Raw genomic sequence first — 8,228 nt, 5'->3', positions numbered from 1 at the left:
CCAGGAGCTCGAGGCGGCCGAACTCGACCCCTTGGCGACGAGCGAGGCGGGCATGCTGACCCACTTCGTCGACGACCACCCCGAACTCGTCCCGCTGCTCCTGCGCCTGGTCCGCCCCGGCCCGGACAGGGGAGTACGGCGAGCCCTCCCGGTGGGCATCGACCGCTACGGACTGACGCTCCGTCTCGAACTCGCGCGCGGTCACCGTGACGTCCGGCTGCCGTTCAACAGGCCCGTGCGCGACATCGACCACGTCGGTGCCCAGATCCACGCCCTGCTGTCGGCCGCCCGCCGCCTCTCCCACCCGGGCCACCTGCTGACCTGAGCCGGGAAGGCGGCCTTCACGCCGGCTGCCAGACCCGGGACAGGGCCGCCGGGGTGAGCACCCGCTCGGGGGGCCCTTGTCCGACCAGTCGTCCGTCGCTGAGGAGGAGGCAGGCGCCGGCCGAGCGGGCGGCGTCCAGGTCGTGCGTGGCCTGGACGACGGTCGTGCCGTCGGTGACCAGCTCCGCCAGCAGGGCCGTGATCCGCTCCCGGGCCTCGGGGTCGAGCCCGGTGGTCGGCTCGTCCAGGAGCAGCAGGTCGGACTGCTGGGCGAGACCCTGCGCGATCAGGACGCGTTGGCGCTGCCCGCCGGACAACTCCCCGAGCTGGCGGGTTGCGAGGCCGGCGACGCCCAACCGTTCCATGGCCGAGTCCACCACGGCCCGGTCCTGCCGGGTCAGTCTCCGCCACAGCCCCCGTTCGCCCCAGCGGCCCATCTCCACGGTCTGCCGCGCCGTGAGGGGAAGCGCGTCACCGACGGCGCCCCGCTGCGGGACGAAGGCCGGCGGGCGGCCCTCCGCGTACCGGAGCTGCCCGGATGTGGCATCGATCACGCCGGCGAGGACACCGAGCAGCGTCGACTTCCCGCTGCCGTTCGGCCCGATGAGCGCCGTCATGGTCAACGCCGGTATTGCCGCGCTGAGTTGGTGGAGCACTGGACGGCCGGGATAGCCCGCGTCCAGCTCGGTGAACCGGACACGCTCGCTCTTCGCTGCGCCTGCGGGCGGCAACGGGCGGTGTTTGTTGAACATGATTGTCATTGTAGGGTCGTCGTATGGAGTGGTTGACGGCCCCCTTCGAGGTGGCCTTCGTGCAACGGGCCCTGTGGGCCGGGATTCTGGTGTCGGCGACCTGCGCCCTCGCGGGTACGTGGGTGGTGCTGAGGGGGATGGCCTTCCTCGGCGACGCCATGTCCCACGGACTGCTGCCGGGCGTCGCGGTCGCCGCGCTGCTCGGGGGCAACCTGCTGGTGGGGGCGGTGGTGAGCGCGGCCGTCATGACGGCCGGTGTCACCGCCCTCGGCCGCACGCCGAGGCTGTCCCAGGACACCGGCATCGGCCTGCTCTTCGTCGGCATGCTGTCCCTCGGCGTCATCATCGTCTCGCGCTCGCAGTCCTTCGCCGTGGACCTCACCGGATTCCTCTTCGGCGACGTCCTCGCCGTACGCGAGAGCGACCTGGGCCTCCTCGCGGGGGCGCTGCTGCTGGCGCTGCTCGTGTCGGCACTCGGCCACCGGGCCTTCGTGGCCCTGGCGTTCGACGAGCGCAAGGCACGGACGCTGGGTCTGCGGCCCCGGGTCGCGCACGCCGTGCTGCTCGGCCTGCTGGCCCTGGCCATCGTCGCCTCCTTCCACATCGTGGGCACGCTGCTCGTCCTCGGCCTGCTCATCGCCCCGCCGGCGGCGGCCCTGCCCTGGGCGCGGGGCGTGCGCGGCGTCATGGTCCTCGCCGCGGCCCTCGGCACGGCCGCCACCTTCGGCGGCCTGCTGCTCTCCTGGCATCTGCGCACCGCCGCCGGCGCGACCGTCTCGGCCCTCGCGGTCGGCCTCTTCTTCCTGTCCCACCTGGCGTCCGGCCTCCGGCACCGGCGCCGGGCACACCGCGCCGCACCTTCCACCGCGATCACCCCCACGACCCGACCGAACGAAGCCTGAGGCGATCTCCTTGTTCGTCCGAAGAAACGTCACACCCCTGGCCCCGGCACGGCTGGCTCCGGCACTGCTGGCCGCGGTCCTGCTGACCGCGGGCTGCGCGGGCCAGGATGACGCCAAGTCCCGTCCCGAGAGCCCCACTTCCCCCACCACCCCCCACGGCTACGTGGAAGGTGCCACCGAGGCCGCCGAGCAGCAGTCCCGGCTCCTCCTCGGCGACCCCGCCACCGGCGACACCCGGGTGCTGGACCTGATCACCGGCAAGACCCACAACACCGCGCGCAGGGCCGGCGTCACCCGACTCACCACGGACGGCCGTTTCGGCTACTTCCACGGCACCGACAGCACCCACGTCCTCGACAGCGGCGCGTGGATGGTCGACCACGGAGACCATGTGCACTACTACCGCGCGAAGATCCAGGAGGTGGGCGACCTCCCGGGCGGCACCGGCACGAACATCCGCAGCGACGCGGGCGTCACGGTGGCCACCGCCGCGGACGGCAAGGCGGCCGTGTACCCCCGCGCCGACCTGGAGAAGGGCTCCCTCGGCACCCCCGGCCGGCTCCCGGGCGCCTACGCCGGGCCCGTCGTGCCGTACGCGGAACATCTGATCGCCCTCACGCGCGACGGCGACGCCCCCGCGCAGGTCGTCGTGCTCGACCGGTCCGGCAAGCGCGTCGCCGCTCCCGAGTCCGCGTGCGAGGACCCGAAGGGCGACGCGGTCACCCGGCGGGGCATCGTCCTCGGCTGCGCCGACGGCGCCCTGCTCGTCCGCGAGGACGACGGCACGTTCACCGCCGAGAAGATCCCGTACGGCGACGACGTACCGAAGACGGAGCGGGCCACCGAGTTCCGGCACCGTCCGGACAGCACCACGCTCACGGCACCCGCGGGGAAGGACGCCGTCTGGGTCCTGGACGTCACCGGGCGTGCCTGGAAGCGGGTGGAGACCGGCCCCGTCGTCGCCGTCAACACCGCAGGCGAAGGCTCCCCGCTCGTCGTCCTGGAGACCGACGGGGCCCTCCACGGCTACGACACGGCCACCGGCAAGGAGACCGCGGTCACCGGACGCCTGCTGAAGGACGTCCCGAAGGCCGCGACCGGCGAGGCCCCGGCACCGGTGATCGAGATCGACCGGAGCCGGGCCTACCTCAACGACCCGTCGGGCAGGCGCGTGTACGAGATCGACTACAACGACGGTCTCCGTGTCGCCCGCACGTTCGGCCTGGACGTCCGGCCGTCCCTGATGGTGGAGACGGGCCGATGAGCGTGCGGGTGGGAGCCGCGCGGGTCCGTGCCCTGCTGCTGACCCTGGTCACCTTCTGCGTCGTCGCCGGTACGGCGACCGGCTGCGCGAGCGGCGGCGACGACCGGCCCCGGGTCGTGGTGACGACCAACATCCTCGGTGACATCACCCGGGAGATCGTCGGGGACGAGGCGGACGTCACCGTCCTGATGCGGCCCAATGCCGACCCGCACTCCTTCGGGCTGTCGGCCGTGCAGGCCGCCGAGCTGGAGAACGCGGACCTCGTCGTCTACAACGGCCTGGGCCTGGAGGAGAACGTCCTGCGGCACGTGGAGGCGGCCCGCGCCTCGGGCGTGGCCGGCTTCGCGGCCGGCGAGGCGGCCGACCCCCTACCCTTCCACGCCGAACGGGAGGGCGGACCCGACGAGGAGGCCGGAGAACCGGACCCGCACTTCTGGACCGACCCCGGCCGCGTGCGCAAGGCGGCCGGACTGATCGCCGACCAGGTCGTCGAGCATGTCGAGGGCGTCGACGAGAAGACGGTCCGGGACAACGCCGCACGCTACGACGGACAACTCGCGGGCCTCACCGCCTGGATGGAGAAGTCCTTCGCGGCCATCCCCGAGGACCGCCGCGCCCTGGTGACCAACCACCACGTCTTCGGCTACCTGGCCGACCGCTTCGGCTTCCGCGTGATCGGCGCGGTCATCCCCAGCGGCACGACACTCGCCTCGCCCAGCGCCTCCGACCTGCGCTCCCTCACCCGGGCCATGGAGGAGGCCGGAGTGCGCACCGTCTTCGCCGACTCCTCCCAGCCCACCCGCCTCGCGGAGGTCCTGCGTCAGGAGATGGGCGGTGACGTGGACGTCGTCGCGCTGTACTCCGAGTCGCTGACCGAGAAGGGCAAGGGCGCCGGCACCTACCTGGAGATGATGCGCGCCAACACCACGGCCATGACCGAGGGCCTCACCGGCGCCTGAAACGAGCCTCACCCGCGGCCCGGCTGACCGAACGCCGGCCGCTCCACCCCCTGAACCAGCCCTGCCCAGGGCCGGAGAGGACACACACCATGATCAAGCAGACACGCGCCAGAACGCTCACGGCCACGGCACTCGCCCTGGCGGCATCCATGGCGCTGACCGCCTGCGGCGGGAACGACGACGCCTCGTCCGACGCCGAGCCGCAGCAGACGAAGAGCGGCGAGGCCGCCGCGGTCCGGGACCCGCTGGTCGTCTCCTACGACGGCGGACTGTACGTCCTCGACGGCGAGACCCTGAAGCCGGCGAAGACGATCGAGCTGCCCGGCTTCAACCGGGTCAGCCCGGCGGGCGACGCGGACCACGTCGTCGTCTCCACCGACACCGGCTTCCGGGTGCTCGACGCGGTCCACGGAGACTTCACCGAAGCCGAGTTCAAGGGCGCGAAGCCCGGTCATGTCGTACGGCACGGCGGCATGACCGTCCTGTTCACGGACGGCACCGGAGAGGTGAACGTCTTCGACCCCGCCGACCTGGCCGGCGGGAAGCAGCCGCAGGCCCGGAGTTACACCTCCGCCGAGCCCCACCACGGTGTCGCCATCGAACTGGCCGACGGTCGACTCGTCACCACCCTGGGCACCGAGGAGAAGCGCACCGGCGCCCTCGTCCTGGACAAGAACGGCAAGGAGATCGCACGCGCCGAGAACTGCCCGGGCGTCCACGGCGAGGCCGCCGCCGAGGGAGAGGTGGTCGGACTCGGCTGCGAGGACGGCGTACTGCTGTACAAGGACGGCAAGTTCACCAAGGTGGACGCCCCTGGCGACTACGCCCGCACCGGCAACCAGGCCGGCAGCGACGCCTCCCCGGTCCTGCTGGGCGACTTCAAGACCGACCCCGAGGCGGAACTGGAACGGCCGACCCGCATATCGCTGATCGACACCCGCACGGCGAAGATGAAGCTGGTCGACCTCGGCACCAGCTACTCCTTCCGCTCACTCGCCCGCGGCCCGCACGGCGAAGCCCTCGTGCTCGGCACCAACGGTGTCCTCCACGTCATCGACCCGGAGACCGGAAAGGTGCAGAAGAAGATCGAAGCGGTCGGCGACTGGACGGAGCCCCTGGACTGGCAGCAGCCCAGGCCCACCCTGTTCGTCCGCGACCACACGGCGTACGTCTCCGAGCCGGGCGAGCGCCGGCTGCACGCCTTCGACCTGGACTCCGGGAAGAAGCTGACGTCCGTCACGCTGCCGAAGGCCACCAACGAACTGTCCGGCACGGTGGACGGCCACTGACCGCCCCGCACCCGAACACTCACCTCGCAACGCCCGCCGGTCCCGCACCGGCGGGCGTTCCGCGCTGCCCATACCGGACGCTCCCACGCACCGGCGCCGCGGTTCACCCGCCCCCGGTCACGGCCCTGAGCTCGTCGAACGTCTCCCGGACGAGGCGCGAGAAGTCCTGCCGGCCGGGGTCGCCGACCCAGCGTTCGAAGGCGACCTTGAAGACGGCCGTGCCCGCCTCGGCGGCGAGACGGGCCGCCGATCCCGGCACGCCCCGCTGCCGCAACGCCTCGGTGAGGGCCGACGTCAGGGCGGCCAGCTTGACCAGTTCGCGTTCCCGCAGCTCGGCATGGGCCGCGATGACGGCCTGACGCTGCCGGGCGAGCTCTCCCCGCTCCTCGAAGAGGCCGGAGGCCGCCTGGAGGGCGAGGGACACGGCCTCGATCGCCGACGCCGTCGCCGGGGCTTCGGTGAGCGCGTCGACCAGGAGATCCCGCAGCGGGTTCGTGTGCGGGAACAGCACCTCGCGCTTGTCGGCGAAGTGACGGAAGAAGGTCCGCTCCGTCAGACCCGCCCGCTCGGTTATCTGCTTCACGGTGGTCTCGTCGAACCCGTACTCGCCGTACAGCTCCAGCGCCGCCTGCTCCAGCCGGCCGCGCGCGTTCGGCTCCCATCTCCCCATGCCCCCGATGGTACGTGACGACAGTGACTGTCATGGCGTGCTACGGTCGATGACAGTCACTGTCATCACTCACCAAGGGTCATTCTCATGCGTGTTTTCGTCACCGGCGCGTCCGGGTGGATCGGATCCGCCCTCGTCCCCGACCTCATCGGCGCGGGACACCAGGTCGTCGGGCTCGCCCGCTCGGACTCCTCGGCCGAGGCGCTCGCCGCCGCCGGAGCCGAGGCGGTCCGCGGCTCCCTGGGCGACCTCGGCGTCCTCCGCGAGGCGTCCGCCGCGTCCGACGGCGTGATCCACCTGGCGTTCAACCACGACGTCGCCTTCGCCCGGGGGGACATGAAGGCCGCGTCCGACGAGGACCGCCGCGCCGTCGAGGCGATGGCGGAGGCGCTGACCGGCACCGGCAAGCCGTTCGTCCTGGCCTCCGGCACGCCCGTGGAGGCCGGCCGGACGGCGACCGAGCGCGACGGACACGACGTCCCGCCGGTGGACGCCGTCCCGCCCGCCGCCGCCGGCGCGGTGGCCCGGATGGCCACCGGCGAGTACGTGCTCGGGCTCGCCGACCGCGGGGTGCGCTCCTCGGTCGTACGCCTGCCGCGCACCAACCACGGCGCCGGGGACCACGGCTTCGTCGCGACGCTGGTCCGGACCGCCCGAGACAAGGGCGTGGCCGGCTACTACGGCGACGGGAGCAACCGCTGGCCGGCCGTCCACCGCGACGACTCCGCCCACATGTTCCGGATCGCCCTGGAGCAGGCCCCCGCCGGTGCCACCCTGCACGCCGTCGCCGACGAGGGCGTGCCCCTGCGCGCCATCGCCGAGGTCATCGGGCGCCACCTGAACCTGCCGACGGCCTCGGTACCGCCGGAGGAGGCCGAACAGCACTTCGGCTGGCTCGCCATGGTGCTCTCCGCCGACCAGCCGGCCTCCAGCACCCTGACCCGCGAACTCACCGGCTGGCACCCCACCCGCCCGACCCTGCTGGAGGACCTGGACGAGGGCCACTACTTCCGCACCCCGCCCGCCTGACCCTGTCCCGTCCGCGGCGGCACAGCGGGGGGCACTGCCCCGGACGGATGACTGGCTGTATGGTGTGGTAACAGCCCTTGACCTGCAAAAGCGCAGGCAGGGAGCCTACCGTGGGAGTTCCCCGATGTTCCGTACCATGTTCAAGTCCAAGATCCACCGTGCCACCGTCACCCAGGCCGACCTGCACTACGTGGGATCCGTGACGATCGACGCCGATCTGCTGGACGCCGCCGATCTGCTGCCCGGTGAGCTCGTGCACATCGTGGACATCACCAACGGCGCCCGGCTGGAGACGTACGTCATCGAGGGTGAGCGCGGGTCCGGTGTGATCGGGATCAACGGGGCCGCCGCCCATCTCGTCCACCCCGGCGACCTGGTGATCATCATCAGTTACGCTCAGGTCACCGACGCCGAGGCGCGGTCGCTGGAGCCGCGGGTCGTGCACGTGGACGGCGACAACCGCATCGTGAAGCTCGGTGCGGACCCGTCCGAGCCGGTGCCGGGATCGGACCAGGAGCGCAGCCCTCAGGCCGTGTCGGCCTGATCCCCTTCGTACGAGGAGCGTGCCCGTGAGCGACATCGAGATCCGTGACGACCGGGCGGCGGGCCGCCTGGAGGCCAGGGGCGACGGCGGCGAGGTCGTCGGCCGCGTCGAGTACTTCGTCCTGGACGCCCCCGAGCGCGCCCTCGTCCCCGTGCACACCGTCGTCGAGCCCGCCCACGAGGGCAAGGGCATCGCGGGCTCGCTGGCGCGCGAGCTGTACACCATCGCGCGGGGCGAGGGCGTCGCCGTCGCCCCGCTCTGCCCCTACGTCGTCAAGTGGGCCGCACGGCACCCCGACGAGGCCCCCGCCGCCGACCCCGAGCTGCTGCGCGCGGCGAAGGAATGGCTCGTGGCCCACCCCGACCGGTTCTGACCGGCGTGCTGGCACTGCTGCACACCTCACCCGTCCACGTGCCGGTCTTCGACGCCCTCCGCGACGAGGCGCATCCCGGCCTCGTGCTGCGGCACCACGTCGATGCCGGGCTGCTGGACCGG

Annotated in this window: 10 protein-coding genes and 1 pseudogene; 9 read left to right on the top strand and 2 right to left on the bottom strand. The window is 72.4% G+C overall.

All coding sequences use genetic code 11. The features are described 5' to 3' along the window. Positions 1-325, top strand: a 325-nt coding sequence (locus GTW67_RS25455) for a DUF2470 domain-containing protein (RefSeq protein ID WP_161167115.1), incomplete at its 5' end; no start/stop codon positions are given. A 16-nt stretch (positions 326-341) separates the two neighbouring features. Here the strand turns inward: GTW67_RS25455 and aztA are convergent. Next, positions 342-1,085: a zinc ABC transporter ATP-binding protein AztA gene (gene aztA / locus GTW67_RS25450; protein WP_161167114.1), complete on the bottom strand. Its 744-nt coding sequence runs from the start codon at positions 1,083-1,085 to the stop codon at positions 342-344. Positions 1,086-1,099: 14 nt separating this feature from the next. Between aztA and aztB the strand changes: the two genes are divergently transcribed. The 4 genes from aztB (at position 1,100) to aztD (ending at position 5,490) form a co-directional block, all read left to right on the top strand. After that, positions 1,100-1,978, top strand: coding sequence for a zinc ABC transporter permease AztB (gene aztB / locus GTW67_RS25445; RefSeq protein WP_161167113.1), 879 nt, complete (start codon positions 1,100-1,102; stop codon positions 1,976-1,978). A gap of 10 nt (positions 1,979-1,988) precedes the next feature. Beyond that, positions 1,989-3,242, top strand: coding sequence for a hypothetical protein (locus GTW67_RS25440; RefSeq protein WP_161167112.1), 1,254 nt, complete (start codon positions 1,989-1,991; stop codon positions 3,240-3,242). Next, a complete protein-coding gene (aztC, locus tag GTW67_RS25435; RefSeq protein ID WP_161167111.1) occupies positions 3,239-4,201 on the top strand; it encodes a zinc ABC transporter substrate-binding protein AztC in 963 nt (320 codons plus the stop codon). The genes GTW67_RS25440 and aztC overlap by 4 nt, the downstream gene beginning before the upstream one ends. A gap of 89 nt (positions 4,202-4,290) precedes the next feature. After that, positions 4,291-5,490 carry a zinc metallochaperone AztD gene (gene aztD / locus GTW67_RS25430; protein ID WP_161167110.1) on the top strand — a complete coding sequence of 400 codons (1,200 nt, stop codon included), beginning with the start codon at positions 4,291-4,293 and terminating at the stop codon, positions 5,488-5,490. 103 nt (positions 5,491-5,593) lie between these two features. On the opposite strand, the gene GTW67_RS25425 is transcribed toward aztD, so the two are convergent. Further along, positions 5,594-6,160 (bottom strand): TetR family transcriptional regulator, encoded by a 567-nt coding sequence (locus GTW67_RS25425; RefSeq protein WP_161167109.1) that lies wholly within the window; start codon positions 6,158-6,160, stop codon positions 5,594-5,596. An 87-nt stretch (positions 6,161-6,247) separates the two neighbouring features. Here GTW67_RS25425 and GTW67_RS25420 point away from each other — a divergent pair, with 87 nt between their 5' ends. The 4 genes and pseudogenes from GTW67_RS25420 to GTW67_RS37865 form a co-directional block, all read left to right on the top strand. After that, complete coding sequence (locus GTW67_RS25420; RefSeq protein WP_161167108.1) at positions 6,248-7,189, top strand: SDR family oxidoreductase; 942 nt, start codon at positions 6,248-6,250, stop codon at positions 7,187-7,189. Positions 7,190-7,313: 124 nt separating this feature from the next. Continuing rightward, positions 7,314-7,733, top strand: coding sequence for an aspartate 1-decarboxylase (panD, locus tag GTW67_RS25415; protein WP_161167107.1), 420 nt, complete (start codon positions 7,314-7,316; stop codon positions 7,731-7,733). A 25-nt stretch (positions 7,734-7,758) separates the two neighbouring features. Next, the gene (locus tag GTW67_RS25410) at positions 7,759-8,106 is read left to right on the top strand and encodes a GNAT family N-acetyltransferase (RefSeq protein ID WP_161167106.1); all 348 of its coding nucleotides are present in this window, start codon (positions 7,759-7,761) and stop codon (positions 8,104-8,106) included. Then, positions 8,076-8,228: pseudogene (locus GTW67_RS37865) on the top strand (arylsulfatase); the annotation flags it as partial. The gene GTW67_RS25410 and the pseudogene GTW67_RS37865, both read left to right, overlap by 31 nt.

Origin of the sequence: Streptomyces sp. SID5910 (assembly GCF_009862125.1) — a bacterium.
Lineage (GTDB): Bacteria > Actinomycetota > Actinomycetes > Streptomycetales > Streptomycetaceae > Streptomyces.
The sequence above is the reverse complement of the archived record's forward strand: the minus strand, read 5'-3'. Positions and strand labels throughout refer to the sequence as shown.